The sequence below is a fragment of the Sphaerisporangium siamense genome (assembly GCF_014205275.1).
In the GTDB taxonomy this organism is placed as follows: domain Bacteria; phylum Actinomycetota; class Actinomycetes; order Streptosporangiales; family Streptosporangiaceae; genus Sphaerisporangium; species Sphaerisporangium siamense.
The window spans coordinates 7,450,591-7,477,505 of record NZ_JACHND010000001.1 but is presented as its reverse complement, the minus strand read 5'-3'; the positions used below and the strand labels follow the sequence as shown (position 1 = coordinate 7,477,505).

Below are 26,915 nucleotides of genomic sequence, written 5' to 3'. Positions count from 1 at the left end.
CTCATCCCTCCGCCCCACGGCGAACCGCTCCGTCCGCTCCGTCACGAGCCTCTGCCCCCGGCTGCGGGCCGGTGTCGTGCCGCCCGCCCCTGCGCCACTCTTCTGGGGGAATCCAGCCGGTGGAGTTGCTCAACTTCCGCATACGTGCCCAGAACTCCTCATCCGTGTCGCGGCCGCCATCGGGGGAGGGAACGTCTCCCGAGCCCGGCGGCGGCGCACCGGGCGGCGGGGGCGGCCCCGCGGGACCTGGCGGCGGCGACGGGGGGACGGACGCTTCCCCGGACCGTGACGAGGGGGCGGGCGGCACCGCGCCGCGTGCCTCGATGTCGCGGCCCACGCCCTCGATCTCGTGCGTCCAGACGGCGCGCTCGGTGTCGCCGCGCGCGGAGCCCAGCTTGCGGACCAGCCACCGATGCTCGGCGTAACGCGCCACGAGGCACGCGTCCCACGTCGCCGCCGTGCTCTCCGTCGTGCTCGCTGACGTGCTCTTCGCCGGGTGTGCCGCCGTGCCGCCTTCCGGGTCCGGCGACGCACTCTGGCCGACGAACCGGACCACGCCCTGCTCGGGACGATTCCCGGTGCTCCCGGGGCCTCGCGTCCCTGCGCCCTGGGTCTCGGGGGTTCCGGCTGCGGACGAGGACTCGGGCGTGGGGGCGTCGGGCGCTTCAGGGGGTGTCGTGGCGAGCGCTTCGGGGGGTGTCGTGGCGAGGTGGTAGGTCATCTCGGCGAGTTCGTGGACCCAGACGCGGGGGAGCTGCTGGGGGGCGACCCTCGGGGCGACGCGGATGACATGCGGTTTCCCGGGAGTGCCGTCGCCCTTGATCGTCCTGGCGAGCCGGCCGCCCCGCACGTGGCCGACCTCCCAGCCGAAGTGCTGTTCGCCCCGGCCCGGCACGGTGACGGACACCGTCGTGCCGTCGGGGGAGAGGACCGGCGCTCCGACACCTCGTGGCATGTCCGCGCCGGTGACGCCGGTGAGCGCGGACTTCAGCTCGTTCGGGCTGACGTCGGAGAGGTCCGCGGCCCGCCCGTCCGCCGTGAACGCCGTCCCCGGGATCGGGGGAGCGGTCATCGGTCCCGCGCCGCCCAGGTAGGAGCCCGTGCTCGCCTCCGGTCCCGGACCCCACAGTTTGGTCGGCCAGAACGGCTTCTCCGGCTGAGGCACGTTGCCCGTCCCCAGCGCGTCCCGCACCGCGTCGGCGAACGTGCCCGGGCCGTCCGGGGTCGCGTGGAGGGCGCGCAGGTCGAGGCCGGCGTCGCGTGCCGCCGTGCGCAGGGCCGGGGAGAGCGTGGCGAGGGCCGGGGCGAAGCCGCCGTCCGGGCGGTCGCCGGTGAGGGCGCCGTCCGGGGAGGCGATGTACCTCCGGTGGAGGTCACGGTCGGTCTCGTACACGTCCAGGTGGACCTCGGCGCGCAGCGCGCGTGCCAGCAACTGCGCGTGGGTGACCGCCTCCACCCCAGGAGAGGCGCCCGCGTCGGCCGTGTGCAGCCGGACAGGCGTCCCTGGGCGGCCTCGGGCATCGCCGAGCGCGTCCGCCATCGCCCCGCCGGGGTCGGAGGCGAAGGAGGGCCGCCCCTGCGCCTCGGCCAGCAGTTCGTCCAGAGAAACCGCGACCGGCCCCAGGGGGGCGGGTGTGGTCGCCGTATGGCCGGGGACGTGCCAGCCGGATCCGGCCGGGGACGGGGTTTCCATACGGGTGAGCACGTCCGCGAGGTTGTCCCGCATGAGCTGGAGGTGGGCGCTGCCGACGATGGAGGACGGCAGCGCGACCGTCCGTCCGGGGCGCTCGCCGCCGCCGGGGTCCAGCGTCGTGCGGACGAGGCGGACGTGGTAGTCCACCCGCCACCGCGTGGTCACCGCGGTCCCCTTCTCGAAGTTGCTGGTCTCGTTGCGGTTCCCCCCGGACGCCGAGTCGCGCTCGGACGCCTGGTCGCCGGCCGACAGACCCCCGCCGACGCCCGCGGGACCGTGCCCGCCGCCCACGGAGCCGCCGAGCGGGGTGACGCGGCTCCGGCTCGTGGCGACGGTCGTGGTCTCCTGGCGGCGGAACACCTCGCCGATCTCGACGTTCTCCCGGTCGCCGACGACGACGTGCGGCTCGGACAGCACGGCCCGCACCCACACGTCCACGACCTCGCCCCGGGTGCCCGGGACGGGAAGGCGCGCCATGCGATGCCCGTCCTGCCCGGTCATCCAGGTGAAGGACGCCATGCGGGCGATCGCGGAGAGCTGGTGGGCCAGATGCGTGCGGTGCTCCCGCATCCCGGCCCGGCCGAGCATGTCCCGCGCCGAGAGGCGGCCGGCCACCTCGGTGAGCAGCGTGGGAGCCTCGGTGGAGTCGACGTGGAACATGTCCGGCCGCGGCGCCGGCCGCGGGTCGGGGGCCGCGGGGGAAGGGGCGGACACGAGGTCGGCGCGCGCCGTCAGCCCGTCCGGGACCAGCCGGACCGCCTCGCCGCGCAGGTCGGGCGCCCGGTGCACGCGGGGGCCCCGCACGAGCGTCCCCGCCCGTGCGGCGAGGATTCGCGGGCTCCCGCCGGCCAGGGGCATGCGCTCGGCCTCGACGCTGATCCTGATCGGGTGGCGGACCCGGTCGGCGCCGTCGAACGACGACACCCGCTGCAGGTGGGTGAGCTGCTCGCCGGTGGACCCCGTGGAGGCGTGGCTCCGGTGCGTGGCGACCCTGCCGTTCCCGGACTCGTCGCCCACCACGCCGTCCCCGCCCGTGTCGCCCGCGAACGAGCGGCCGGTCGAACGGGACGTCTCGGTCTGCGCGTAGTCGTAGTTCTGGATGATCTGCCCGACCTCGTCGCTGCGGCCCTCCAGGACCGGCGTGCCCTCGTCGATGCGCGCCCGCACCCGTACGACGATCTTCTCGGACCGTTGCGCGCCGATCCGCGCGGTGTACTCGGTGGCGAACCAGGTGTCCGGGGCCGTGTCACCGGTCACGTTGTCGATCATGTTGTCGACGGAGCCCCACCAGTTCTGCCCGCCGAACTGGCCCATGAGGGCGCGGCGCAGCGCGGGGTCGGCGTCCAGCGCCTTCCGTGAGACGGCCCGCACGGCGTCCATCACGGCGGCGGCCAGTTCCACCTTCCTCCCCTCGCCGTCCAGGAGCGTGACGCTCTCGAACGTGGTCTGCCCCATCGCGCGCCGGTAGTGGTCGGGCAGCGCGACCTGTGTCCGTTCCAGGGCGGAGGCGTGCGTGAGCAGACGGGACAGCTTGTTCCGCGGCTTACCCTTCTGCACGACCGCGTCCGTGCCGAACATCGGGGTCAGCTTCGCCAGCAGCAGCCGCGCCGTGTGCCGTCCGGCGAGAGGGCTCAGCGGCTCCCCCGAGGTGCGGGCGGCGTGCAGGTCGGTCAGATAGCGGCGGATCAGCAGGGGAGCGAGCACCGGGTCGAGGGTCAGCGTGCCGTCCACGAACCGCTCCACCGCGTCGGACACCTGGCGGAGCGGCAACGGCATCGTGCCGTCCGCGTACAGCAGCAGGGCGTCGCGCTCGGGGAGCATGTAGACGACCGTGCCGCCGCCGGGCTTCTCCGGGGTGACGGTGTGCGCGCCCCGGGTGCCGCGCTCGGAGCCGGTGACCGTGAAGCCGACGTCCATCTGGAAGACGTACTGCTTGCCGACCTCGATCGTCAGCCGTTCCCTGCCCCAGATGGCGGTGTCGGACCGCGAGGAGCCGTCCGTCCGCGACGCCGAGCCGCCCGGCCCGAGGCCGCCCTTCGGGTCCCCGGCCTGGTTCACGCCCGCCCCCGCCGAGCCGTCCCAGGCCACGGTGCGCTGGCGGCCCGCCGAGGTGGTGCTGCCGGCGAGCGTGAGGTTGATGTGGCCGTTCACCGCGTCCACCGCGCCCACGAACCGCGAGGTCCCCGGCTCGCCGCGGATCGACAACGTCGAGCGGACCGGGCGGACGCCCCCGGGCCGTACGGCGAGCTCGGTCTCGTACGGGGTGTGGGTCCACCACGGGTGCGAGATGAGGCCACGGACGTTGGAGAACGCCGCGAGATGCTGCAGCGCCGCCGAGTCCGGCCGCGCCCCCCGCGGCAGGACGGACCGGACGGCCGCCGGCATGTCCCCCGCGTCCAGGTGCAGGAACGTGGCCCGCGCCAGCACCGCCTCAGACGTCGGCCGCTCCTGCGCCGCCGGATGGGGGGTCGTTTCGGGGAGCAGGTCGCTCGCCAGGAGGACGCGGGCCGAGATCCGGCGGGTGGCCGGGTCCTCGTCGAGGAAGGGGCTGGTCCGTCCGCCGGTGAGCAGGCGGTCGACGTGCACGGTGTGCGGGACCTCGAAGGCCGCCGCCGGGACCGTGGCCTCCGCCAGCCGCACCTGGTTGACCGTGTTTCCTGCCGACCATCCCGTGCTGCGCCCGTGCGCCACCTGCCGGCCGGCGGCGCCGCCCGTGAACATCCAGCCGGAGTCGCCGGGCCCGGCGGGATCGTGGCCGGTCCCCACCTCGCCCCGCCCCGACCATGTCACCGTCCTGCCGGACGACCGCGCCGAGGTGTCCGAGCCGATGTCCAGGTTGACCACCGTCTCGGCCGGTGTCACCCCGGCGTACCGGGCGGCCTCGGTGTGCTGCTCCAGGCGGATCCGCAGCGTGATGTGCCGGGGCGCCTGGCCGGTCCTGTGGCGCACCAGGTCCAGCAGGATGCCGTCCTGCGTCGCCTGGTCGTAGCCCGTCTCCAGCCGCGCCGCCGAGAACTGCTCGGCCACCTCCCGCAGGTTGCGCGACTGCGCCGCCGCGGCGAGCCGGTCACGGGACGGCCTGGGGACGCCGTCCGCGTCCAGCGCGGGCAGCACACCGATCGCGCGCAGCCGCTCCTCGACCTGGGCGCGGACGGCGTCGACGCCCGTGACCCGCTGCACCAACGCCGGCCCCGCCCCGCGTGCCTGGCCCGGACCCGCGCCGAGCCACTGCGGCAGCACGGGCCTGCGCCCCGGCGGCGGGTCGAAGGACGGGTCGTCGCGCAGCCGCACCGAACCGTCCGGGTTCGTGAGCGGGTCGCCCGCCTCGTCACGGACCACCGCCGCCGCGTCCACCGGCAGGCCGTACCGGTAGGCGTCCGGCTCCGGGATCCGGAACAGGCCCTCGCTCGCGCCGTGCACGGGCGGCAGCGCGGCGCGGTCGCCGAGCACGCGGACGGTCATCGTGTGCCGCAGCGCGATCCGGTACCCCTGCGTGTGCCCCGACCACCGCTGTACGCTCGGGTGGATGGCCATGCCGCCCGCGCTCTGCCCCTCGGACCGCGAAGCCGCCCGGCCGACGCTCCCGGCGAGCCTCGGCGTCCAGCCGTCCGCGCCCGAATCGTCCACCCCGGCGGCGTCCAGCAGTTCGTCCGCGCCCGTCGCGTCCAGGAGCAGGTTCGCCTTGGCCTTCGCCCCGGCGTTCACGCTGACGCTCGTCGAACGGCCGGCCGACTCGGCTCCGGACGCGCCGGAGAATCCGACGCGCAGCCGCTCCTGGTGGTGCTTGACGCTCGCCGTCCCGACCGCCTCGGGGCCGTCCTGCGCGGGGTGGTCGGGGGTGGCGCGGGCCGGTTCCAGGACGACCTCGGTGCGGACCCGGATGTTCGCCAGCGGGCGGCCGTTCCCAGTGACGACGCGCTGGAAGCCGTGCGGGTCGTTGATCGCCTCGCCGAGCCTGGACGGCAGCTCGTCGGTCAGCATCACGCGGAGCTGGTCGCGGGTGTCACCGCCGATCGGCGCGCGCCCGAGGGCGGCGGCGACACGGTCGGCCAGTGATTCGAGCCCGGTCAGGCCGGTGACGACATGCTCGGGGAACGGCGTCTTGCCGCGCTGCCCGGGAGGGAGCCGGTCGACGCTCTCGGGAGTGTGCCGGGTGTAGGCGTGCGACACCCAGAGCCGCAGGATCCCCGCATCCTCCGCCGTACCGGACGAGATGGAAGCGACGTCCCTCCACACCGGCAACCCCTCCCACCGGCGCACGTTCTCGCGTCCGCCGGGGGCCGGCTGGGAAGCGCTCTCGTGGCCGGTGGGGCTGGGGGCAGGGGCGCTCGCGGGGAGGGCGCGTGGTTCGGGGGTGCTCTCCACGGACGGGGTGGTGCTCGTGGTCTGGGCGGGTGGGGTCGCGCGGACGCGGAGGTTCCAGCTCGCGGGGGCGACGAACAAGGAGGATTCGCCGCGGTTGTCCTCGACCGCGCCGGCCAGGGCGTACTCGGCGGCGCTCCCCGTCGTGGACGCCTGGCGGCCGCGGGCGTACCCGCCCTTGAGGATGGCGAACGGCGCGACCGCCTTGATGAACGCCCAGACACCATGGTCCGCGCCGACCAGCTTGGCCAGCGACGCCACGTCCACCTCGCGTGACAGGCCGACGGCCCGTGCGAAGGTGGCCGCCACGGACGCGCCGCCCTGCGGCAGCGTGCCCACCATCAGCTCGGACACCTTCACCGCGGGGTCCAGGACCTCGACGGGATCCCCGGGCCGCAGCCTGATGTTGATCTCGTGCGGGCCCCGGCGCAGCACCAGGCCGTCCTCCGAGACGATCCTGCGGTACTCGGCGCGGAGGAGGAAGTTCAGCTCGTCCTCGGTGAAGCGGTGATCGGGGCCGACCTCCGCGTTGATCGCCTCGGTCAGCCTGCCCAGGTGCGGAAGCCGTCCCGTCGGGACGCCACTGGACAAGGCGATCTCCGGCGGGAGCGTCTCCTTGAGCGCCCTTCGATACGCCTCCAGCAGCCCCTCCGCGTCCCGCGCGGCCCGCACGACCTTCTCCACCGCCCGCGCGGTCTCCTCGGCTTCCCGCACAGTCCGCGCGACCTGCTCCGCCTCGGGCGCGCTCCCCTTGCCTTCCTGCGGGGTGCGGGCGGCCGGATCGGGGGTTGCACGGGAGGAGGTGTGCGTTGCCAGGTCGTCGAGGGCGTTCAGGGTCTTCTCGTAGGCGGTGCGGGCTTCGGCGGCGCGTTCGCCCGCGCGCCGGAACGCCTCCGCGACGTCCGTGTAGCGGGCCGCGGCTTCTCTCTCCGCTTCGGCTTCGGCCAGCGCCTTGCGGCGGCGCTCGCCCGCGCCCTGGTCACGCTGACCTGCCGCCTTTCTGGCCTTCTCCTCGGCGGCGGTGGCGTGCTCCAGCGCCTCCGCGGCGTTCTTCCTTTTCGCCGCTTCTGCTTCCTTCGACGCCGTCTCGGCCTGTTCGAGGGACTCGGCGAGCCGCCGTACCTGCGTCGCCAGCGAGGTGATCGGCACGGGCGCTTCATCGGGCGTACGGGACGACGGCGCGCCTGCCGGCTCGGCCGTGCCCGCCGACCCCGGTGCCCGCGGAGTCGAGCCATGGGAGGGGGCCACGTTCGCGGACGTCTGAGCCGTCACGGACGTCGGCGGCGTCGCGTGGGCGCTGAAGAGGGTCGGAGACCAGGGCGGCGTGGGGGGGACGTGGCCGCGGCGGGCGATCTCGCGGGCGACGCCTTCGATCTCGGCCCGGTGGGTGAGGCGCTCTTCCTCGGTCGGGGCCGACTCCCATTTCCGGGCGAGCCACCGGTGCTCGTCGTACCGCGCCGCCACGCACTCGTCGCGGGAGGCACGCACGGGCGCGGCCGGGTTCATCGCGGACAGATACCGCCGTACGACGCCCTGAGGTTCCGCGCCCACCTCGCGCGCCGCCAGCCGCCGCATCGTGTGGCTGATCTCATGCACCCAGACCCTGGGCACCTGGTCGGCCGCCACTCTCGGAGGGAACGAGACGACGTGCGGGTCGTCGGCGGTCCCGGTGTGCAACTCGGTCCGTGCCAGCCGTCCGCGGGGCACGTTCCGAACGCGTGAGGTGAAGTGCTGAACGCCGTGGTCCACGGTCTCCACCCGAAGCGTCGCGCTTTCGGGCGGCCAGGTGATGTCCCTGACTCCTCGTCCCAGATCGGTGGCCCGCAGGTCGGCCGTGGCGGCGCGGGTCTCGTCCACGTCGAGGTCCGCGACGCGGGCGGGACGACCGTCGGCGACGAAGGCCGTCCGCCGGATGGGCCGCGCGGGCACCGTCCCACCCTCCGTGCCGGAAGGCTGGGAGGCATTGGTCGAGACAAGGCTCGGATCTTCGCCACCCGTTGGAGGCTTGCCCGTCGGCGACACGGCGTCGAGGCGCAGGGCCAGGGGGAGGGCGTCGGCCTCCTGGACGATCGCCCCGGCCCTCCTGCCCAAAGCTTCAGGACTCAGCGACAGAACGTGGTCGGGGGCGGGGGCGGAGAGGGCGGGTGCCGGGGATGCGGCGGACAGGGTGAGAAGGTGGGTTGCCGCGGGGGTGAGGCGATCATTGGGCCGGCTTGTCGTGTTGTCGGCCAGCACTTCACGGGTCACCGCGACGACGGCATCACTGTGATCGGGTGATCCCTCGGATATCTGGGCGAGGGTGTTGAGGGCTCCCTCGACCGGAGGCCGGCCGCTGAGGCGGGCGAGTTCCATGCCGAGCAGCGCGGCGGCCTCCGCCTCCAGGCGCGGGGACGTCGCGCCGTCGCCCGCGCGTACCGTCAGGTGCTCGTGGATCGCGGTGAGGCGCTCCCCGGGCAGATGGACGGTCGTGCCGTCGTGCGCGCTGAGCCGCAGGCCGCCGTCCTGCAACGGCAGCGCGTCCGGAGCCGTGACACGAACCACCCGGACCAACGCCGCCCCGGCCCGCGTGTCCGCCCCGGCCCGTGTGTCCGGGCCGGAGACCTGCGCCGGGCCTGAGTTCGCCGGAGCCGGTACCGAAGCCGCCGGAAGCGCGCCGGTCACGATCGGGTGCGGCTGGGAGGTGGTCGGGACGGTGTGAGGCGTCAGGGTCGGGGTGGTCGCGCCCGGACCGGGCGACGCGTTGCTCGACGGGTTGTGGGATGAGTCGGCGTTCGCCGGGGCGGGCGACATCGACGTAGTACCCGTGCTGCTCGTGCCCGTGGCGCTTGTTCCCGTGCTCGGCTCTGGGCTGTTCGGACCTGTGCCGGCGGGTCCTGTGCTGTTCGGACCCGTGCTGTTCGTCCCTGAGCCGGTTGCTCCCGTGGTGCTTGTGGTGGCGGGGCCCGTCGCGCCGTTTGCACCGGTCGTGGTCGTCGCGCCGGGGGCGTTGTTCGTGCTCGTGGCACCGGAGTCGGGGGTCGTGGGGTTCGCGTTGGGAGGTGCGCCGGGGTTGGCCGCCGTAGGGGGCGGCGTGGAGATGGAGGAGCGGGGCGGGTCGTGAGGGGCTGGGGAGGTCGTGGTCGTTTCCCCGAGGCCGGCCGTTGTTCCTCCGGAGCCGGTGGGCTGGGAGAGCGGCAGCGGTCCGGTGGATCCCCTTGGGGTGGAGGTGTGCTGGGATCCAGCGGGTTGCGATGCGTTGGGGGATCCCGTCGGCACGGACGGGTTCTGGGAGCGCGAGGGGTCCGACGAAGGGACGGACTGGGCGGGCTGCGCGGACGGGATGCCGGGATGGCTGCCGTCGCGGGGGTCTTGGTAGGACTGCTGGGCCTGAGCGGCGGCAGCGGGGTCGGCGGCGGAAGTGGTGTTCACGCCCGCCGTTGCGGTGGCGGCAGCGGGGTCCGCGGCGGCGGCGGCGTCGTTCGCGGCGACCGTGGCGGTGGCCGTGGAGAGGGTGGTGTACGGGTGGGTCACGGCGCTGAGGACGTCGGGGCTGAAGGGGCTGATCGTGTTGGTGCGGCCCGCACCGCCCATGGCGGCGCCCAGCAGGGATTCCGCGTTGGGCAGCTCCCACTGGCCGTAGACCAGCCCGTTGGCCAGGATGCTGCCGCCCGGTGACGCGGCCATGTTGTTGAGCCCGGTCTGGATGGCCCGCCCCGGGTACCGCGCGAAGGCGTTGGCGACGCCCGGCCCTGCCCCCGCGTTGTTCAGGGCCCTGAGCAGCGGGATCCGGTCGCCGAACCGGGACATCGGCCCGGCGGCCTTCATGCCGATGACCGCGCCTCCGGCCCCGCCGACCGCCGAGGCCGCGGTCTTCTTCCAGTCCCAGTCGTCGCGCGTCCCCAGCTTCATCTGCTCCCGCTGGGTCCACGCGTCGATGAACACCTCCTCGCCGACCTCTTCGATGATCTCCCTGCCGAGGTGGCCGCTCAGCGCCGTACGGAACAGGCCGGCGCCGCCGGCCTGGGCGGCCCTCGTCGCGGCGAGCCGGGTCACCATGGTGGAGCCGAAGTCGCGTCCGGCGACGGCGGCGAGCCTTTGCAGGATGCGCCCGATGGTGGCGCGGGCGGAGGCGGCGATGGGCCCGATCATCGGGGTGCTCGCGCCCGCGGTGAAGAACGCCGAGACCAGGGCGATGAACGCGGCGGTCACCGCCACCCAGAACGCGACATTGATGGAGATCTTCGAGTACTGCGTCTCGCGTGCGAAGTTGTCGGCCTGTAACGCCTTGGTGAGGTTCTGGACCCCGAGCCCGGCCACGCCGGTCCGTTCGGCGAACAGCCGGTCGGCCTCGGTGACGAAGCCCGGTGTCGCGGGGACGTCCCACCCGCTGAGGACGGTCCTGACCGCGGTGACGCCGGGCTCGACGGCCCCGTAGAGGCTTTCGCCGAGCGCCTGGTGCTCCTTGGCGAGCTCCCACAGCAGGCGCTCGCTGGCCTCCGGCCAGCTCTGCCCGGAGACGATCAGCGCGATGAGCGTGTCCACCCAGCCGGGGAGGCTCTCGCCCCACGCGGGCGTGATGTCGGTGGTGGAGCTTCCCCCGCCGGCGGTCGATCCGCCGGGCGAGGTGTTCGGATTCACGTCGATCGTCACGTCACCGCACCCCGTTCGCCACCGCCGGGGCGCGGCAGGAGCGCGCGGACGCCACCGTCAGATGCTCTGTATGGTCCTGGCCTGTCCGGCGTCGGTCCCGCGGGTCCTGGTGACGGCGAGGCGCACCTTGCCGCCGAGCTCGTCCACGCCCTTGATGACCTTGTCGCCCTCGGTGATCATGCGTTCCGTGCCGCCGTCCTTCTGGTACGCGGCCAGGAACGCCGCCCCGGCCGAGTCGCCGCCCCACGGCGCCGCCTCGGTGAGCCGCTTGATGCGTGCGGTCCCGTCCTTCCAGACCGCCGCGAGTCCCCTCGTCGCGGTGTCCCACTGCGTGAGCCCCCTGTGCGCCGCCGGCGCGTGGATGTCGACATGTTCGGACATGGCGGGTCACCCCTTCCCGAGCATCCGGCCGGCCATCTGGTCCAGCACGCGTTCGAGGTCCCCGTCGAGGTGCGCCGCCATCTGGTCCGCCGGGATGAGCGGCTCGAACAGCTCGACGACCTTCGCCCGGGCCTTCTCGGCGGCCCGGTGGACGGTCTCGGTGATCGAGTCGGCCAGTTCCCGTGAGTCCGGCCGCCGGTAGACGCGGGGGTCGATGTCGAGCCGGATGAGGTCTCCCCGCGGGCCGACGGTCGCGGAGATCAGGCCGTCCCGGGACTTCTCCGTGACCTGGACGGCGCGCGCCTTCTCGTGCAGCGCGGGCGCCTCCTCGTGCAGGCGTGTGAACGTCGCCCGCAGTTCGTCGGCGTAGGCGCGCAGTTCGGCCGCGTCCGGACGCCCGAAAGGCTCCACGTACCCTCCCCCGAGTACCTGCCCACGAGGGTCGCGGCGCTGAACCGCGCCACGACCATGGTCCAACTTCAGGGAAACAGTCGTACTTGAGTGATCAGTGTGGCATCCGTCGTTCATGGCGGGCAAGCAAGATGGTCACAAGCAGGTGAATCGCCCGGTTCGTCGCGTGCGGCACGCCGTGGTCAGAAATCGAGGTCGACGGCCTGGTCCCGCAGGTCGCCTGCCTCGTCCCGGGGAACCCACCTCCGGTGGACGCCCCGCTCGACCCGCTCCAGCCCGAGCCGCCGCGCGACCGGCAGCAGGCCGCCCGTGTACTCCAGCAGCAGCTCACCATCGTGCTCGCCGTGCACCTGGCACGGGGCGCCGCGCCACTCGGCGACCGTCGTCACGAAGCGCACCGCCTCGCACTCCTCCGCGGGCACCGGGCGCACGAACCGTCGCGGGGAGACCTGGACGAAGCCCGCCGCGGGCCGGTCGCTCCTCAGACGCATCCACAGCCGGTCCGCGCGCGGCTCGGGGCTCGCCTCGTACTCCACGCCGCCCAGGCGGGCGCGGTACGAATGCCACGCCGCCGGCGCGTCCTGGGACGGCTCCGCGGGGGCGAGATCGGGGACCGGGGGCTCCGTGCCGTGCTGCTCATCCGTGCCAGGGGGCGGAGAGCCGGCGGGGACGACGTGGACCAGCAGCCACCGCCCCAGGTCCCCGTCGAACACGGCCCGCCGGTGCTCGACGCCGGACGCCGTCAGCTCCCACACCTCCGCGCCGTGCGGCAGCCCGACCCCGCTGATCTTGTACTCGCGGATCACCTGATCGACGTTCGGGGCGTACCCCATGCCGGTGAACGGTGGCTCCTCGATCACCCAGCCCGCCACGGCGGCCATGGACTCCTCGTCGGCGCCGCCGTACGGGGGCCGGTACAGGTTCAGCCCGGCCGCGCGCCACCGCAGCAGGTTCACCGAGCCGTCCGCGCCGGCCGTCCCCTCGGCGCCGAGCGCGTCCGCCAGCACGGCGGGGGTCGCGATGTGCGCCACGTCCACCGCCTGGTGGCAGTACCCCGAGACCCGGGACACGCCGGCCGTCAGCAGATCGCGCAGGCCGGCCGCTCCCAGCGCCTTCTGCATGATCGGCGGGCCGGACTCCGGCACGGCGCGGCGGTCCTCGGACGGCGACGGCGCGGCCAGCCGCGCGACCGTCCCCGGCTCCAGGTAGAGGCTCACGGCCAGCCCGGGATTGACGGCCAGCCCCCAGCGCGCGTCCGGCCATCCCGCGGCCAGCTCGGGCAGGGAGACGACGCGGAAGCTCCGGGTGGCGTCGCCGGCGACCGCCCGTACGGCCCCGGCGGAGGTGCAGGCGACGATCCACGTGCGCGCCTCGCCGGTCACCGTGGGCCAGGCGACCGGCTCGTGCCCCGCCGCCGCGCCCGGCCCGATCGGGAGCGCGAGCTCGGCCTCGCGCAGCAGGGCCAGGCACGCGGCCAGGTCGCCCGCGGCGTACGCGGCGCCGAGCGCCTCCTCGAACGCCCCCTCGGGCCGCCAGTCCGCCATGGCGCGGGACGCCTACCCGCAGGCGAGCGGCGCGGCGCCCGAGCCGTCGCCGGTGGTGCCGGAGAAGCGGACACACTTGCCCTTGGCCTGCATGATGACCGGCCCGGCGTAGTACGCGTAGGAGCCGCTGTCGGTGCGGGCGCCCACGCCCTGAACCTCCAGGGTCGCCGACACCGGCGAGGCGGTGCCGAGCCGCGCGGTCTTCATCGTCACCACGCACACCGCGCCCGTCGACGCGTTACGGAGCTGGTGGACGACGCCGCCGTTGAAGGCGGTCGAACGCTGGACCGCGAACCCGGCGCCGCAGACCTGCTGCGGGGTGTAGGGGTTGGCGGCGGGAGGCCGCGTCGTGGCCGTCGGGGTGGTGCGGGTCAGCGGCGCGCCGGTGGGCCGCGGCGCGACGGTGCCGGTCACGATCGGGCGCGGCGTGACGGTCCTGGTCACGGTGGGCGCGGGCCGGGTCGTGGTGGGGCGCGGGGTCACGGTCAGCCGGGGACGGGTGACGGTCGGGGGCGGCGTGACGCTCCGGGAGGCCGTGGGCCTGGGGTAGACCGGGCCGGAGGCGGTCGGCCGCGCCGTGCCGGAGGAGGTGGGGCTCGCGGTCGCGCTGGGGACGGCCGTGGTGCTGGGCGAGCCGGTGGGCGATCCCGTCGGAGACCCGGTGGGAGAGCCGGTGGGCGACGCCGAGGGGTCGGGCGTCTGCGACGGGCCGGAGGGGCTCGGAGAGGGCTCGCCGGACGGGGCGACCGTCGGGGTCGGCGTGGGCGTCGGGGTCTGCGTGACCGTGACCGTCGCCCGCGGCGTGGGCGAGCCCTGCGTGGGCGAACCCGTCTGGGTGGGGATGGGCGGCGGGGTGAACGGCGGGGGGGACAGCGTCGGCACGACGGCCGACGGCGTGGCCGTCGTGATCTCCATCGGGTAGACGCCGGTGTCCTGCGGGGCCGGCGAGGTCGCCCACGGCGCCGTGACCTTCGGGCGCGGCGCGGTCGTGCCGCCGACCTCGGCGGGGGCGACCGGACCGTCGGACGGCTCCGGCTCCGGCGCCTGGCCCTCGGCGGCGACCCGGCCGATCTGCTGCGTGGCCGAGTAGTGTCCCGCGCCCCAGAGCCCGAGCCCGGCCAGCCCCACGACGACGCCCACACCGGCCGCGAGACCGACCGGGAAGTGCGCCTTCCTGCGCGGGGCGGCGGCGGGCGCCTCGGACTCCCCGGCGGCGGGCGTGCGCGGCGGAGCGGCGGCGCCGGGCTCGGACGGCAGCGCGGGCGCGCTCCAGACCTGCTCGGCGGGCGCCTGCGCCTGGGCGGGAACCTCCCACACCGCTGCGGGCCCGGCCTGAGACGCCGCGACGTCCCGCCCCGGCCCGTCCGGCGCCTCGGGGACGACGGCCTCAGGGACGACGGGTTCCACGCTGCCGGAGATGACCGGGCCTCCCACGGCCGGTCCCGGAACGACGACCTGCCCGGGCACGACGGCCTCGGGAGCCGGCAGCGGGGCGGCGGGGAGCGCGGGCGGAGGCGAGGCGGTCTTGTCGTCGCCGAGGAGCCACAGCATCGCGCCCTGGGCCGTCGGGCGCTTGGCGGGGGCCTTGGACAGGCAGGCGCCGACCACGTCGCGCAGCGGCGCGGGAAGCGCGCCGAGGTCCGGGGCGGTGGTGGCGATGGCCCGCGGGTCGTCGGCGAACGGCTCGGCGCCCGTCGCGGCGTAGACCATGGCGCGCGCCCACGCGAAGACGTCGGCCGCCGGGCCGGCCGGCTCGCCGCGCACCTGTTCGGGGGAGCGGTAGCCGGTCTCGCCGAGCCCGAAGTCGGCGACGCGCGGCCCGTCCGCGCCGAGGAGGACGTTGTCCGCGGTGAGGCCGCGGTGGGAGATGCCGGCCAGATGGACGGCGGTGAGCGCGGTCAGCGTGCCGACGGCGATCCGCTCCAGCGCGTCGCCGGTCAGCGCGCCGTCGGCCTCGACGGCCTCGCGCAGCGACCGGCCCTCGACGTACTCGCGGACGACGTAGGCGCGGTCGTCCACCCATCCGGCGTCGACGGCGCGCACCGCGTACGCGCTGGACACCCGCCGCGCGGCGGACAGGTCGTCGAGGACCCGGGACCGGGCCTCCTCGTCGGCCTCCGGCCGGCGGGGGAGCAGCTTGACGACGAACCGCCCCCCGGCCGTCTCGGCGCCGCCGGGCTCGGAAACGCCCGGCGAGGGCGCGCCGGCCTCAGCGGTCGCTTCGGAGGAGGGCGCGGGCTCCTCTCCGGGCGGGGAGGCGGCGCCTGCCGCGGTTGGATGGGCTAGGTAGGCGGTTCCGCGTGGGCTTTCGCCCAGGCGTCCGACAAGTGTGTATTCGCCGATTCGCTCGGGATCCCCCGGAAGCAATGGCTGCATTCGTCTCATCGCCTTCCCCTACGGCTCGCCATCGCGCATCATGACACCACATGATCACGAACCACATGACATAATTTGTCACGCGTGCATCACTTGTTACGTTTCCGTGAATCATGTCCGAATGAATGGGGAAGAAGTTCATTCATCGGCGAACGCGGGCGGTAGGCGCGAAGAATCGCCGCGTAACCAGAAACGGCTATTTCCCGCTTTATCCCTGCAAACCCGGACAAACCTCAATCGCCGGGAACGGCGGCACGCCCCGGCCGCCAGCCGCGCCGCCGCCCCAAAGGGATCACGACGCTCACCGCCGTCACCAGCCCGGCGGCCAGCAGCGCGGCCAGCGCGATCCCGCCCGCCCGCGTCATCGTCTCGGTGTCCGGCGGCTTCGGCCGGGCGACGACCCCGGACGGCAGCGGCGCGGGCCGCGCCGGCGCGAGGGCCACGACCTCCGAGGGGAGGATCTGCGACACCGCAAGCAGCGGGTTCACCATGCCGGCCCCGGTGCCCGCGCCCGACGCGCCGTCCGCGGTCAGCTCGATGCGCCGCCGCACGCGGACGTTGTCCAGCTCGGGATGGCGCGCCCGCACCAGCGCGGCGACCCCGGCGACGTACGGCGCGGCGTAGCTGGTGCCGTCCAGGTCCTGGCGGTAGGCGCCGCCCGGCCAGGTGCTGGTGATCGCCGCCCCCGGCGCGAGGACCGAGACGGGGGTGGCCGCGTTGGAGAAGTCCGTCCGCTTGCCGTCCGGCCCGGCGGACCCGACCGCGAGCACGCCCTCATAGGCGGCGGGGTAGGACGGGGCAGGCGTGCCGTCCTCCTTGCGGATGTTGCCGGCCGCGGCGACGATCACCACGTCGCCGGCGAGCGCGTACTCGACGGCGCTCTTCAGGACGGGCTGGTCGCCGGTCTGGATGGAGATGTTGAGCACCTGGGCGCCGAGGTCGGCGGCCCGGCGGATGCCCTCGGCGAGCAGCGCCACGTCCCCGTTCTCGGCGTTGGACTGCTTGATCGAGATGAGCCGCGCCTTGGGCGCGACGCCGGCGAAGGGGATGTCCTTCATGTCCGCGCCGCCGATGATCCCGGCCACCGCCGTCCCGTGGCCGACGCAGTCCAGGGGGCCGGTGGAGGTCAGGTCGACGGACTTGGCGACCCGCACCTGCGGGTGACGGGTGTCGACCCCGCTGTCCACGAACGCGACCGTCACGCCCTCGCCGCGCGTGAGCGGCCAGACGCGGGTGAAGGCCAGCCGCCGCTGCGCCCAGGACTCGCCCACCTCCACGCCGCCGCGCGGGGGAGCACACCTCTGGGGTTCGGCGGCGGCCGCCGCGGCCGTGCTCGGGCCCGCGGCGAGCGCGAACGCCAGCGCGACGGCGACGACACCCCGTCCTGCCATTCGCTCAGCCCCGTCCTGCTCATTCGTTGCGCGCGCGAGAAGCCTAGTCACTGTGCCGTCGCATATTTCGGCGAATATCGGATCATACGGTGCCGGTTCGCGTCCGCCTGTTCCCGTCCTCCGCCGAGCCGTTCTCCGTTCCCTCACCTTCTTCACGCCTTGTCAGGAGATTGCGCCTTTGCGTGATCGGGCAGAAAACCCGCAGGTCAAGGCGGGGGATATCGGGGAATCGGGGGTGGACGATGCGCGGCACCGGCGTGCTCCTGGCCTGCGCCCTGATCGCCGGAGCGACCGCGGCGTGCGGGCCGGGCGGCCTCTTCGGCGGATACCGGGCCCGCGAGGAGATGTCGCGGGCACGCCAGGCGCTGAACGCGGTGGACGACCCCTCGTACGGCTTCACCGACCGCGCCGCCGCCGCGTGGCAGCGCCCGTTCCGCCCGGCGAGCGAACAGTGCGGCAAGCTGTTCGACCTGGCCGAGGGCAGGCACGAGGACGGGCGGGGCGAGGCGGAGGCGGTGACGTTCCGCGGGGACCTGCTCGGCGAGACCGCCGGCGTCGTCCTGTCGTCGTACGCCCCGGGCGGCGCCCGCGACGCGCTGCGGAACGTCGGCGGACTGATGCGCGACTGCCGGGTGGCCTCGGTCCGGACGGCGGGGGCCGGCGACCGGCTGGTCGGCTCGCCGCTGCCCATGCGCGCCCTCGGCGACGGTGTGGAGGCGCGACGCTACAAGGGCAGGGTCGGCGGCTACCCGTACGAGATGCACCTGGTCGTGGTGCGTTCGGGCGGCGTCCTGATCTCGCTCGTGCACACGGGCCTGGCCAAGCTGGACCCGGCGCGGACCGAGCGCCTGGCCGCCGCGCTCGCAGCGAAGGTCGGGCAGGCGGCCGAGTAGCCTGGTGCCCGTGACCGAGACCTCCCTCGCCCCCGAGGACAGCAAGATCATCACGTTGGCCCGCGCCGCCCGCGCGCGCAACGGCACGGCCGAGGGCGCCGCCGTCCGCGACGAGACCGGGCGCACCTACACCGCGACCAACGTGGACCTGCCCTCCCTGAAGCTGTCCGCGGTGCAGGTCGCGGTCGCCATGGCCGTGTCCAGCGGGGCCGTCTCGCTGGAGGCCGCCGCGCTCGTCACCGACGCGGACGAGCCCGGGCGGCCCGACCTCGCCGCCGTCGAAGACCTGGGGGAGGCCGTCCTGTTCCTCGCGGCCCCCGACGGCGCCGTGAAAGGCCGCTACATCTGATCGGGGACAATGGGGGCGTGAGTTCCTCAGCCGCTGAGTTCCGCGCCGGGTTCGCCTGCTTCGTCGGCAGGCCCAACGTCGGCAAGTCGACGCTGATGAATGCGCTTGTGGGGGCGAAGGTGGCGATCACCTCCTCCAAGCCGCAGACGACCCGCCGCGCGATCAGGGGCATCGTCACACGGCCCGACGCGCAGCTCGTCATCGTCGACACGCCCGGCCTCCACCGCCCGCGCACGCTGCTCGGCGAGCGGCTCGACAGCCTGGTGCTGTCCACCTTGACCGAGGTGGACGTCATCGGTTTCTGCCTCCCGGCCAACGAGCCCGTGGGCAAGGGCGACCGTTTCATCGCCGAGAAGCTCGCGGCCGTGAAGAAGACCCCGGTGATCGCCGTGGTCACCAAGTGCGACCTGGCGAGCCGCGAGCAGATCGCCAAACAGCTCCTCGACGTCTCCAAGCTCGGCGAGTTCGCGGAGATCATCCCGGTGTCGGCGGAGTCGGGGGAACAGCTCGGTCTGCTCGGCGACCTGCTCGCCGCGCGCCTGCCGGAGTCCCCTCCGCTGTACGCGGGGGGCGAGCTCACCGACGAACCCGAGCAGGTGCTCGTCGCCGAGCTGATCCGCGAGGCCGCTCTCGAAGGGGTTCGCGACGAGCTGCCGCACTCCATCGCCGTCGTCGTCGAAGAGATGGTGCCGCGCGAGGGCCGTGACGACCTGCTCGACGTGTACGCCCAGATGTACGTCGAGCGCCCCTCGCAGAAGGCCATCGTCATCGGCCCCAAGGGCGCGCGGCTCAAAGAGGTCGGCACCCGGGCGCGAGGGCACATCGAGGCCCTGCTCGGCACCCACGTCTACCTGGACCTCCGCATCAAGGTCGCCAAAGACTGGCAGCGCGACCCGAAACAGCTGCGCCGCCTCGGCTTCTACGACTGACCCCGCCCGGCCCCGCCCTCGTCACGGACATGGCCCGGCCGGACGAGCCGCGCCTCGTAGGCGAACACCACGGCCTGCACCCGGTCGCGCAGCTCCAGTTTGTCCAGGACGCGGCTGAGGTGGGTCTTCACCGTGGCCTCGGCGAGGTGCAGGGCGGCGGCGATCTCGGTGTTGGACAGCCCGCGGGCCACCTGGACGAGCACCTCACGCTCGCGGGCGGTGAGCCGGCCGAGGCGCGTGTCGTCCCCCGGGCCGCCGCCGTTCATCAACTGGGGCGCGAACGTCTCCAGCAGGCGACGGGTGATCCGCGGCGACACCACCGCGTCACCCGAGGCGATGCTGCGGATGGCCGCGAGCAGCTCCTCCGGTCGCGCGTTCTTCAGCAGGAAGCCGGACGCCCCGGCCTTGAGCCCGGCGAAGGCGTACTCGTCCAGGTCGAACGTCGTCAGGATGAGCACCCGCGACGCCGGGGACTCCCTGACGACGCGGCGGGTGGCCTCGATGCCGTCGATGCCGGGCATGCGGACGTCCATCAGCACGACGTCCGGGCGCAGTCGCGACGCCAGCCGCACGGCCTCGGCGCCGTCCCCGGCCTCGCCGACGACCGTCATGTCCGGCTGGGCGTCCAGGATCATGGTGAAGGCCATGCGCAGCAGCGACTCGTCGTCGGCGAGCAGGACGCGGACGGTCACGGCGCCCCCGTCCGGGCCGTCTCCAGGTTCAGCCGCGCCACCACGCGCCAGCCGCCCCCAGGCAGCGGCCCGGCCCGCAACGTCCCGCCGAACGCGGCCACCCGCTCCCGCATCCCGGGAATCCCGTGCCCCGGCCCGTCCCCAGGCCTGTGCCTGGGCGCGTGGCCGGGGGCCGGGGCGGGGCGGCCGTCGTCGGTGATCTCCAGGGTGACGCCCTCGGGGGACATCCGCAGGCTGACCTCGGCGCGGGTGCCGGGCGTCGTGTGCTTGAGGGCGTTGGTCAGGGCCTCCTGGGCCAGGCGGTACACGGTGAGCTGAGCCGTGGCCGGGATCCCGTCGGCGTCGCCGTCCAGTCGGACGCGGGTCGGCAGCCCGGCCGCGCGGAGCTGGTCGGCCAGGGCGGTGAGCTGGGCGATGCCGGGCATCGGATGCCGCTCGGCGTCCGGTTCGTCCGGGCGGAGCACCCCCAGGCAGCGCCGCATGTCGGCCAGCGCCTGCCGCCCGGTGGCGGAGATCTGCTCCATGGCCGTGGCCGCCTTGTCCGGCGAGCTGTCGCGCACGTACCGGGCGCTGTCGGCGAGCGCGACCATGACCGAGAGGTTGTGGGTGACGATGTCGTGCATGTCGCGGGCCATGCGGGCACGGTCCTCGGCGACGGCCAGGCGCGCCCGCCGGTCCCGGTCGCGCTCCAGCCCGGCGACGTACACACGCCGGGTGCGCATGTTCGTGCCGATGACGGCCGCCGCGACGGTGAAGGCCGTCATCGCCGCGACCGACGGCAGGAGGCGCCCCTCCGGAGCCCACCGGACGGAGGCGAGCACGGCGCCGCCTTCCAGCACCACCCAGGCCGCCAGCGTGCGCCGCCAGGACGAGTGCGCGCCGACGGTGTACAGGGCCACCAGCAACGCCACGTCGGCGGGGAGCTGGACACCGGCCAGCCACTGCGCCCCGGCCACCGCGGCGATCACCGCGAACACCGTGAGCGGCGCGCGCCGCCGCCACACCAGCGGCAGCACCAGGGCGGCCTGGAAGGCGAGAAGCCATGGAGGGCCGTCCGGCACCCGGCCGGGGCCGAGGGTGGCCAGGAACAGCACGGCGGCCACCAGCGCGTCGAGCGCCCACGGCCTGCCGGCGAGCGCGGCCAAGAGGCGGTCAGGCCGGTTCATGCCGCTCACCATAGTGGCCGTCCCCGCGCGTGCCGTCATCCCGCAGGATGAACATTCTGGCAGGTCAACCTGGGGTTGTATCGGAAGGATCATCCCTCGGACGCTCGTCGCGCCCGCAGGCCGCTGAAAGGCTCCTGAACCACGTCCCCCGACCACGACCTTCAGGAGCACCCATGCCAAGAGCCTTCATGACGTCCATCTCGGTCGCCGCCGGACTGGGGCTGGCCACCGCCCTGGCGACTCCCCTCACCACCGCTTCGGCCGCCGCGACCACGGGCACGCCGGAAATCGCCACCATCACCGGCACGTCCGGCAGCTCGGGCACGTCGGGCACCGTCGGCAGGCCGGGCACGTCCGGCACGTCTGGTTCGTCAGGCACTTCCGACACTTCCGACACGTCAGGCACGTCGGGCTCGACCGGCACGTTCAACGCGGCGGGGGAGGGGCCGGTCAGGTTGGTCTTGCCCGCGCCGAGTGTGCGGCGGTCGATCGGGACGGTGGCGCTGCGTCTGGTGGATCGGTCGCGGCGGGACCCCTTGGTGACGTCACGGCCCTACCGCGAGCTCATGGTGAGCCTCTGGTACCCGGCCGCCCACCCCTCCGCCCGCTTTCCCCTGGCGCCGCACATGGCGCCTCGGGCCGCGGCCGACTGGGACGTTCACTCCGCGCCGGGACTGGAGATACCGCCGGGCACGGTGAACTGGGCCGCGACCAGGACCCACGCCCGCCTGGGCGCGCCGGTCGACCGGCGGGCGGGGGCGCTGCCGGTGGTGCTGTTCGCCTCAGGGGACGGCGGCCCGCGCAGCCTCGGCACCGTCCTGGTCGAGGAACTGGCCGCCCGGGGATACCTGGTGGTGACGGTGGACCACACCTTCGAGGCCGACCAGGTCGAATTCCCCGGCGGGCGCGTCGAACGGGCCGCGCCTCTCCCCGGCAAGCTCACCCCGAAGGCGATCGACAAGCTTCTGAGGAAGCACGCACGGGTGCGCCTGGCGGACATGCGGTTCGTGCTCGACCGGCTCGCCGACCTCGGCCGGGGACGCGGCCCCGACGCGTCTCCGCTGCCCGCCGGGCTGACCGGCGCGCCGGACCTGTCCCGCGTAGGAATGGTCGGGCAGTCTCTGGGCGGGTCGGTGGCCGCGCAGCTCGCCCACGACGACCGCCGGGTGGACGCGGCGGTGAACCTCGACGGCAGCTACGTCGGCCCGGTCGCCCGCACCGGGGTGTCCAAGCCCTTCCTGGCCCTGGCGGCCGGCGCGCACACCCGGCGGTCCGACCCCACCTGGAGATCGTTCTGGACCGCCTCACGCGGCTGGAAGCGCGAGCTGCGGTTCGCGGGCGCCGGCCACGGTTCGTTCACCGACCTGCAGGTGATCCTGCCCCAGCTCGCCGCGAAGTCGGGGAAGATCCCCTCCGGCGACCTGATCGGGACGATCGCCCCGGCCCGCTCGGTGGCGGCCCAGCGCGCCTACGTCACCGCGTTCTTCGAGCTGCACCTGAAGGGACGATCGACGCCCCTGTTCACCGGCCCCACGCCGCGCCACCCCGACGTGAAAATCATTCCGTGACCGTGACCGTGACCGTGACCGTGACCATGACCATGACCGTGGTCATGGTCATGCCGGCCCTGGTCGGCGCCTCCTGTCCTGTACTTCCTTCGGTGTAGTCCGTACCGCGAATCGCGCACGGCCAAGTGACGGCCGGCGGACGACGCGCTCCCCCCGCCGCCCGGCCTAGCGTTTCCTCGTCCCGATGGTCACCCATGTCTGACCAGAGCTTCTCGGCACGACCAGGCCCCGGCGTCACGCCGTCACCCCCCAAGAAGGACGTCCGCATGTCCGAATCGCCCCCGCGACGCGAACCCGCTCCCGTCCGGCACTTCACCCGGATCATCGACGTCGCGCTCGCCGTCGTCACCACGGCCTTCTTCGTCGCGGTCGCCCAGGCCACCGGCATACACAATCCATGGGCCGGCGCGAACCCCCTCGCTCTGCTTCTCGGAGCGCTCCTGCTGTTCAGACGGCGCCGGCCGATGACCGTGCTCCTGCTGTCGATCGCCGGGATCTTCGCCTACCGCCTCACCGGAGGCGTGTCTCCCGCCGGCTGGATCTGGCCGGCCGCGGTCGCCTACTTCACCGCCGCCACCACGCCGCGGGTGCGCTGGGTCGCCGCCATCGGCCTGGCGCAGCTCGTCTACTCGGCGGTCGACTTCCGCCGGGTCCTGGACACGAACGTGCCCCGCTACGTGATCCACGTCGCGGGGGAGGGGCTGCTCCTGGCGGTCCTCATCGCCGCGGGCCTCACGTACGCCGCCGTGATGCGCTGGCGGGAGCGGCTGCGCGAGACCGACAGCCGTGCGCGCGCCGCCGAGGAACGGCTGCGGGTCTCGCACGAGGTGCACGACATCATCGCCCACACGCTGGCCGTCGTCGGCGTCCAGCTCAACGTCGCCGCCGACACCCTGCAGGAGGACCCGGCCGCGGCCGCCGCCGCGCTACAGCTGGCGAAGGACGTCAGGAACCGGGCGATGACCGACCTCCGCTCCCTCATCGCGGTGCTGCGCGACGCCCCCGGCGACACCGCGCCCCAGCCTGACCTGGCCTCCCTGGGCGCCCTCATCGCCGACGCGCGCGCCGCCGGCCTGCGGGTGACCCTCGACGAGCACGGCGACCCCGCGTCCGTCCCGGCCGCGTCCGCCATCGCCGTCTACCGCGTCGTCCAGGAGTCCCTCGCCAACACGCTCAAGCACGCGGAGGCGGGCACGGCCGGAATCACCATCGGCTACGGGCCGCGCGCGATCACCGTCGAGGTCGCCGACGACGGCCGCGTCACCCCCGGCGGCGCGCCTGTCGTCGAAGGCCATGGCCTGGCCGGCATGCGCGAGCGGGTGGAGGCGCTGGGGGGCACGCTCACCGCGGGGCCGGTCCCCGGCGGCTTCGCCGTGCGGGCCGACATCCCTGTGGCACGCTCGACCCCATGACGATCAGGGTGCTCATCGCCGACGACCAGGCGCTCGTCCGGGCGGGCTTCCGCAGCCTGCTGGCTCGCTCCCGGGACATCACGGTCGTCGGCGAGGCCCAGGACGGCGACGAGGCCGTACGGCTGGCCGTGAGCGCCCGTCCCGACGTGGTCCTCATGGACATCCGCATGCCGGGCGCCGACGGCATCACCGCCACGCGCCGCATCGTTGACCCGGCCGGCCCCGGCTGCCGCGTCATCATCCTCACCACGTTCGACACCGACGACCACGTGTTCGCCGCGCTGCGCGCCGGAGCCAGCGGTTTCCTCACCAAGGAGGTCGAACCCGCGGAACTGCGCCGGGCGGTCGCCGCGGTCGCCGCCGGGGACGCGCTGCTGTCCCCGGGCGTGACCCGCCGCGTCGTCGAGCACTTCGCCCACCGGCAGGACCTCTCGCCCGGCGCGGGGCGGCGCCTCGCCGGCCTCACGTCCCGGGAACGGGAGGCGGTCAAGCTCGTGGCGCTCGGCCTTTCGAACGACGAGATCGCGGCGCGCCTGGTCATCAGCCCGTTCACCGCCAAGACGCACATCACCAGGGCCATCGCCAAGCTGAACGTCCGCGACCGGGTCCAGTTGGTCATCCTGGCCTACGAGAGCGGCCTGGTCGGCCCCGGCCGGTGAGGCGTCAAAGGCTGCAGACGTGCGCCGTCACCGGTCCTTCCCGGTGTCGGAGGGGCGTTCGCGGTGTGCCGGGTGTACGGCGTTGATGGGCAGGTGCGAGTGGTGGAGGTCGAACGCGGGCCGCTCGGAGTGGATCGGAGGGATGGAGATGAAGTTGTGCCGGGGCGGCGGGCAGGAGGTCGCCCACTCCAGGGAGTTGGTGAACCCCCAGGGGTCGTCGACGGTCACCTTGGCGCCGTGCCGCCACGTCCACCAGATGTTGAACAGGAACGGCAAGGTCGAGGCGCCGAGCAGGAACGCGCCGATCGACGAGACCAGGTTCCCGGTGCTGAAGCCGTCCGTGGCCGCGTAGTCGGCGTACCGGCGGGGCATGCCCTGCACGCCCAGCCAGTGCTGCACCAGGAAGGTGGTGTGGAAGCCGACGAACAGCATCCAGAACTGCACCTTGCCGAGCCGGTCGTTCAGCATCCTGCCGGTGAACTTCGGCCACCAGAAGTAGAAGCCCGCGAACATCGCGAACACCACGGTGCCGAACAGCACGTAGTGGAAGTGGGCCACCACGAAGTAGGTGTCGCTGGCCTGGAAGTCCAGCGGCGGCGAGGCCAGGATGACGCCGGTCAGCCCGCCGAACAGGAAGGTCACCAGGAACCCGATGGCGAACATCATCGGGGTGGGGAAGGTGAGCTGGCCCCGCCATATCGTGCCGACCCAGTTGAAGAACTTCACCCCGGTGGGAACGGCGATGAGGAACGACATGAACGAGAAGAACGGCAGCAGCACCACTCCCGTCACGAACATGTGGTGCGCCCACACCGTCATCGACAGGCCCGTGATGGCGATCGTCGCGCCGACCAGCCCGATGTAGCCGAACACGGGTTTGCGGCTGAAGACCGGCAGGATCTCGGTGATGATGCCGAAGAAGGGCAGCGCGACGATGTAGACCTCCGGGTGGCCGAAGAACCAGAACAGGTGCTGCCACAGGATCGGCCCGCCGCTCGACGCCCGGAAGATCTGCGAGCCGAGTTGGCGGTCGATCTCCAGCACGAGCAGCGCGGCGGCCAGCACCGGGAACGCCATCAGCACGAGCATGCTGGTGAACAGGGTGTTCCACGTGAACAGCGGCATGCGGAACATGGTCATGCCGGGCGCGCGCATGCAGATGATCGTGGTGATGAAGTTGACCGAGCCGAGGATCGTGCCGAGGCCCGACAGGACGAGACCCATGATGAACAGGCTCGGGCCGACCCCGGAGGTGTACGTCGCCTCTGACATGGGGGCGTAGGCCGTCCAGCCGAAGTCGGCGGGCCCGCCCGCGGTGAGGTACCCGGAGAGCACGATCAGGCCGCCGAACAGGAACAGCCAGTAGCCCATCATGTTCAGCCGGGGGAAGGCCACGTCGGGCGCGCCGATCTGCAGGGGCATGATCGCGTTGGCGAAGCCGGCGAACAGGGGGGTGGCGAACAGCAGGAGCATCAGCGCGCCGTGGTTGGTGAAGAGCTCGTTGTACTGCTTGTTCGTCATGAGCTGCATGCCGGGCTGCAGCAGTTCGGCGCGGATGAGCATCGCCATGGCGCCCGCGATGAGGAAGAAGACGAACGAGGTGACCAGGTAGAGGTTGCCGATCACCTTGTGGTCGGTCGTGCTCGCCCATCGGAGCAGCAGCCGGCCCAGATTGGCCTGCTTGGCGGTGGGAGCCTCGGGCTCCTTCGTGTAGATCACGAGGCGCCCCCAACCGTACGGCCGGGCCGTCGTGCGGCGCCGGCCGTACGGCCCGATCGCCACGGTACAACGCGGGATGTCCCGCCGCTTTCCCCGGTTTCGGCGGGGCCGGTTCGCGGGCGCCCTTGGGCGCGTACCGTTCGCATGCCACCCCCGCCGACGTCGAGCCGCTCGCTTACTCCGTTTAATCCGATTACAACGCGCAAAACGCCTATAACGGAGAAACGACGAGCAAAGACACAAATGGCGACGGCCAGGGTTTCTTTGACAACCCTGGCCGTCGCCGGCGTCCGCCATGCGGGCTACTGCTGGTAGCCCTCCACCTCGTTGACCGGGCGGGGGCTCGCGAAGTCCGGGTCCTCGCCGAACTCCCTGCGGGCCTTACGCTGCCGGAGGAGGTCCCAGCACTGGTCGAGCGCATCCTCCAGCTCCTTGATCCGCGCCCGCTCCTCCTGCGAGGAGACCTCCCCCGTCGCGGTACGGTCCCGGAGATCGTGCTCCTCGGCGATGAGGTCCTTGATCTTCGCGAGTATCTGGCCGTCCTGCATGTCCCAACCTCCTCGATGTCCCTCCCGGAGCTTACGGCGTGGGCGCCCGCACAGGGGTGACCCTTGATCGGGCCCCGCCGTCACGCCGGACGGCCGCCGTCTGGTACGGTCATGCCTATGCTGCGTGGGCTGCTTCTTAGCCGCCGCGGCGAGGGCCTGTAAGAGGCCGGCTCCCTCGCCGCGGAGCGAGCCA

16 protein-coding genes are annotated in these 26,915 nt (G+C 73.6%); 6 read left to right on the top strand and 10 right to left on the bottom strand.

Annotation, left to right across the window (positions count from 1 at the left end; all coding sequences use genetic code 11):
* Nucleotide 1 precedes the first annotated feature (1 nt).
* The 6 genes from BJ982_RS33895 to BJ982_RS33865 all read right to left on the bottom strand — a co-directional run bounded on the left by BJ982_RS33895 (nt 2) and on the right by BJ982_RS33865 (nt 16,787).
* Entirely contained in the window at nt 2–10,684 is a 10,683-nt protein-coding gene (locus tag BJ982_RS33895) for a WXG100-like domain-containing protein (protein WP_184886878.1), read from the bottom strand.
* A gap of 57 nt (nt 10,685–10,741) precedes the next feature.
* Nucleotides 10,742–11,065 carry a hypothetical protein gene (locus BJ982_RS33890; RefSeq protein WP_184886876.1) on the bottom strand — a complete coding sequence of 108 codons (324 nt, stop codon included), beginning with the start codon at nt 11,063–11,065 and terminating at the stop codon, nt 10,742–10,744.
* 6 nt (nt 11,066–11,071) lie between these two features.
* Complete coding sequence (locus BJ982_RS33885) at nt 11,072–11,476, bottom strand: YbaB/EbfC family nucleoid-associated protein (protein WP_239123217.1); 405 nt, start codon at nt 11,474–11,476, stop codon at nt 11,072–11,074.
* Nucleotides 11,477–11,658: 182 nt separating this feature from the next.
* On the bottom strand, nt 11,659–13,020 hold the full coding sequence (locus BJ982_RS40010; protein WP_239123218.1) for a UCP033725 family protein: 1,362 nt from the start codon (nt 13,018–13,020) through the stop codon (nt 11,659–11,661).
* Nucleotides 13,021–13,032: 12 nt separating this feature from the next.
* Nucleotides 13,033–15,396, bottom strand: coding sequence for a serine/threonine-protein kinase (locus BJ982_RS33870; RefSeq protein WP_184886871.1), 2,364 nt, complete (start codon nt 15,394–15,396; stop codon nt 13,033–13,035).
* A gap of 233 nt (nt 15,397–15,629) precedes the next feature.
* Entirely contained in the window at nt 15,630–16,787 is a 1,158-nt protein-coding gene (locus tag BJ982_RS33865) for a S8 family serine peptidase (RefSeq protein ID WP_184886869.1), read from the bottom strand.
* A gap of 242 nt (nt 16,788–17,029) precedes the next feature.
* Between BJ982_RS33865 and BJ982_RS33860 the strand changes: the two genes are divergently transcribed.
* The 3 genes from BJ982_RS33860 to era are packed head-to-tail and all read left to right on the top strand — an operon-like array spanning nt 17,030 to nt 18,958.
* Entirely contained in the window at nt 17,030–17,680 is a 651-nt protein-coding gene (locus BJ982_RS33860; RefSeq protein WP_184886865.1) for a hypothetical protein, read from the top strand.
* A gap of 10 nt (nt 17,681–17,690) precedes the next feature.
* The gene (locus BJ982_RS33855) at nt 17,691–18,029 is read left to right on the top strand and encodes a cytidine deaminase-like protein (RefSeq protein WP_184886863.1); all 339 of its coding nucleotides are present in this window, start codon (nt 17,691–17,693) and stop codon (nt 18,027–18,029) included.
* A gap of 17 nt (nt 18,030–18,046) precedes the next feature.
* The gene (era, locus tag BJ982_RS33850) at nt 18,047–18,958 is read left to right on the top strand and encodes a GTPase Era (RefSeq protein WP_239123222.1); all 912 of its coding nucleotides are present in this window, start codon (nt 18,047–18,049) and stop codon (nt 18,956–18,958) included.
* Here the strand turns inward: era and BJ982_RS33845 are convergent.
* Both BJ982_RS33845 and BJ982_RS33840 read right to left on the bottom strand, forming a co-directional pair.
* Complete coding sequence (locus tag BJ982_RS33845) at nt 18,949–19,650, bottom strand: response regulator (RefSeq protein WP_184886861.1); 702 nt, start codon at nt 19,648–19,650, stop codon at nt 18,949–18,951. The two genes, era and BJ982_RS33845, sit on opposite strands and share 10 nt — an antisense overlap.
* Complete coding sequence (locus BJ982_RS33840; protein ID WP_184886859.1) at nt 19,647–20,816, bottom strand: sensor histidine kinase; 1,170 nt, start codon at nt 20,814–20,816, stop codon at nt 19,647–19,649. Before BJ982_RS33840 ends, BJ982_RS33845 begins: the two co-directional genes overlap by 4 nt.
* Before the next feature lie 173 nt (nt 20,817–20,989).
* Between BJ982_RS33840 and BJ982_RS33835 the strand changes: the two genes are divergently transcribed.
* The 3 genes from BJ982_RS33835 (at nt 20,990) to BJ982_RS33825 (ending at nt 24,455) form a co-directional block, all read left to right on the top strand.
* Nucleotides 20,990–22,384 carry an alpha/beta hydrolase family protein gene (locus BJ982_RS33835; protein WP_184886857.1) on the top strand — a complete coding sequence of 465 codons (1,395 nt, stop codon included), beginning with the start codon at nt 20,990–20,992 and terminating at the stop codon, nt 22,382–22,384.
* A 266-nt stretch (nt 22,385–22,650) separates the two neighbouring features.
* Entirely contained in the window at nt 22,651–23,796 is a 1,146-nt protein-coding gene (locus BJ982_RS33830; RefSeq protein ID WP_184886855.1) for a sensor histidine kinase, read from the top strand.
* Nucleotides 23,793–24,455, top strand: a complete 663-nt coding sequence (locus BJ982_RS33825) for a response regulator (RefSeq protein ID WP_184886853.1) — start codon at nt 23,793–23,795, stop codon at nt 24,453–24,455. Before BJ982_RS33830 ends, BJ982_RS33825 begins: the two co-directional genes overlap by 4 nt.
* Before the next feature lie 27 nt (nt 24,456–24,482).
* Here BJ982_RS33825 and ctaD read toward each other — a convergent pair whose 3' ends face one another.
* Together ctaD and BJ982_RS33815 are read right to left on the bottom strand one after the other, a co-directional pair.
* Complete coding sequence (gene ctaD, locus BJ982_RS33820) at nt 24,483–26,126, bottom strand: aa3-type cytochrome oxidase subunit I (RefSeq protein ID WP_260414702.1); 1,644 nt, start codon at nt 26,124–26,126, stop codon at nt 24,483–24,485.
* 350 nt (nt 26,127–26,476) lie between these two features.
* Nucleotides 26,477–26,722 (bottom strand): DUF2630 family protein, encoded by a 246-nt coding sequence (locus BJ982_RS33815; protein WP_184886850.1) that lies wholly within the window; start codon nt 26,720–26,722, stop codon nt 26,477–26,479.
* Nucleotides 26,723–26,915 lie beyond the last annotated feature (193 nt).

Coding starts and splice junctions, on each gene's coding strand:
- BJ982_RS33890 (WP_184886876.1), bottom strand. CDS start 11,065: ATGTCCGAACATGTCGACATCCACGCGCCGGCGGCGCACAGGGGGCTC.
- BJ982_RS40010 (WP_239123218.1), bottom strand. CDS start 13,020: ATGGCGGACTGGCGGCCCGAGGGGGCGTTCGAGGAGGCGCTCGGCGCC.
- BJ982_RS33870 (WP_184886871.1), bottom strand. CDS start 15,396: ATGCAGCCATTGCTTCCGGGGGATCCCGAGCGAATCGGCGAATACACA.
- BJ982_RS33865 (WP_184886869.1), bottom strand. CDS start 16,787: ATGGCAGGACGGGGTGTCGTCGCCGTCGCGCTGGCGTTCGCGCTCGCC.
- BJ982_RS33860 (WP_184886865.1), top strand. CDS start 17,030: ATGCGCGGCACCGGCGTGCTCCTGGCCTGCGCCCTGATCGCCGGAGCG.
- BJ982_RS33840 (WP_184886859.1), bottom strand. CDS start 20,816: ATGAACCGGCCTGACCGCCTCTTGGCCGCGCTCGCCGGCAGGCCGTGG.
- BJ982_RS33835 (WP_184886857.1), top strand. CDS start 20,990: ATGCCAAGAGCCTTCATGACGTCCATCTCGGTCGCCGCCGGACTGGGG.
- BJ982_RS33830 (WP_184886855.1), top strand. CDS start 22,651: ATGTCCGAATCGCCCCCGCGACGCGAACCCGCTCCCGTCCGGCACTTC.
- BJ982_RS33825 (WP_184886853.1), top strand. CDS start 23,793: ATGACGATCAGGGTGCTCATCGCCGACGACCAGGCGCTCGTCCGGGCG.
- BJ982_RS33815 (WP_184886850.1), bottom strand. CDS start 26,722: ATGCAGGACGGCCAGATACTCGCGAAGATCAAGGACCTCATCGCCGAG.